This window comes from Dietzia sp. DQ11-44 (genome assembly GCF_014145205.1).
GTDB lineage: Bacteria > Actinomycetota > Actinomycetes > Mycobacteriales > Mycobacteriaceae > Dietzia > Dietzia natronolimnaea.
Genome location: NZ_JAALEC010000485.1, coordinates 1 through 556 on the forward strand (window position 1 = coordinate 1; position 556 = coordinate 556).

Here is a 556-nt window from a genome sequence, read left to right on the forward strand (position 1 = left end):
GACCGAAAGGAGAGCCCAATGGGCATTTCAGCCGAGTGGGGCAACGCCGCAGACATCACCGTCGCCGTCGCCGCCCAGGGCGAGTGCATCTTCAACAGCGACGAGGCCGTCGACAAACCCGCCGCCCTGGTCATCGACCCCCAGAGCGGCGGCGCAATGGTCATCGAAGGAACCGCGTCCGAGATCGCCACCGTCCTCGACCGCGCCCGCCGCTTGCTCGCCCCAGCCCTCGCAGCCGAAGCGCTCGCCGACTGGACGGAGTACCAGCGGACTCACGCTCAGCTCATGGGCGACAACCCCGAGCAGGCCGACCAATACGAGGACGACCGACTTCCCGAGGTCGCCGGAATCCTCGCCGACGCCCTGCGGCTGTTCGCCAAGTAGCCGGACCAGGGGAGCGCCCACCCGGGTGCTCCCCCCGGCCCCGCCCGGGCCGCCACCCAAAGATCCGGTAGCCGGCCCGGGACAGGGCAGGGGAGAGGCCGCAAAAGACTGAAAAAGATCCTTTGGTGCTTCGGTGGGTGGGGCGTGCTCCCGGTAACTCCCGTACGGAGCT

General features: G+C 69.1%; 1 protein-coding gene. It reads left to right on the forward strand.

Annotated elements, in window-relative coordinates:
• Positions 1 to 18: 18 nt before the first annotated feature.
• A complete protein-coding gene (locus tag G6018_RS12265) occupies positions 19 to 384 on the forward strand; it encodes a hypothetical protein (protein WP_182639743.1) in 366 nt (121 codons plus the stop codon).
• The last annotated feature ends 172 nt before the right edge of the window (positions 385 to 556 follow it).